General features: G+C 79.3%; 1 pseudogene. It reads right to left on the reverse strand.

Features of this window, described 5'->3' with window-relative positions:
* A pseudogene (locus tag ON36_RS08870) lies at window positions 1–1,276 on the reverse strand (helix-turn-helix transcriptional regulator); the annotation flags it as partial.

The raw sequence follows: 1,276 nt of genomic DNA on the forward strand, positions 1-1,276 counted from the left end.
TCTGGTCGGCCAGGGTGCGCAACCCGACGACGTGGTGACGGGCCGGTTCGCGGTTGAGCAGGTCCAGATGCGACCACGCCGTCGCGAGATCGCCCGCGCCGAGGGCCAGCAGCCCGAGCGCCGCGCCCGTCCAGGACGACCCGGCCGCCGCGTCCCCGCCGAACTCCTCCGCCCGCGCCCGGTCCGCCTGCGCCACACAGGCTTCGGCGTCGCCGCGCAGCGCGTGCTGATAGGCGAGGAAGGCCGCGAGCTGGCTGATCCACTGGCCCTGGCCGGTGTCGGCCGCGATGCGCGCGCCCTCCTCGGCGTCGACCCGGCTCTCCCCGGGCCGCCCGCCGAACAGGTGCGCCTCGGCCCGGAAGAACAGCAGCGGCGGCAGCACACCGATGCGCCCCTCCGCGCGGCATCGGGCGACGAGTTCGCCCGCCAGCTCGGCGACCTGGTCGTCGTGGCCGAGCACAAGGCCGCTGCCGCACAGCTGGACCAGGTCGGCGGGGTCGGTCGCGCCGTTGCGCCGTGCCGCCGCCGCGGCGGCCGTCAGGTCGCCCGCCCACGCGTCCGCGGTACGGACCGCCACCCGTCCCGCGCCGCCGGCCGCCGGGTCCGGGTCGGCCCCGTCGCGCACGCGGAGCCGGGCGGGGGCGCCGCCGAACGGGTTCAGCGCGCCCGCCAGATAGGCGACGACCGGCGTCACCGGGTCGTCCGCGTCCAGAGTCAGCGTCGCGAGCAGCCCGGTGACCTCGTCGATCTCGGCGGGTCCGAGATACCACGCCGCGTGGACGGCCCGGCTCAGGATCCGCGCGGCGGCGCCGGGCTCGGTCGCCGCGATTTCCGCGGCCGCCGCCAGGTAGCGCCGGTGCGCGGCGCCCGGCGCGCCCGCGGCGAATTCCGCCGCGGCGTGGACCAGGTCCACGCGCAGCGCCAGCTCGGCCGCCGAGGGTCCGTGATCCGCCGTCGCGGTCCCGGACGCCCGGTCTCCCCAGTGCGCGGACCCTCCGTCGCGGGGCGCGGCCGCACCCGTGCCTGCGGCCGACGCACCCGCCGCGGACGGCACCGCGTGCAGCGCGCGCGTGCCGAGGCGCACCGCCTGGTCGGTCATGCCGCCCGCGCTCGCGGTCTCGGCGGCGAGCACGAGGCGGCGCGCCCGGTCCATGGGCGCGGGACTCAGCGCCGCGGCGCGTTCGTAGGCGCGCACGGCGCCCTGGAATCCGCTGCGCGCGCGGGCCCGCTCGGCGGTCCGTTCGAGCGCGGCCGCGGTCGCGGCGTCCGGACCGGT

The sequence above is a fragment of the Nocardia thailandica NBRC 100428 genome (assembly GCF_000308795.1).
GTDB lineage: Bacteria > Actinomycetota > Actinomycetes > Mycobacteriales > Mycobacteriaceae > Nocardia > Nocardia thailandica.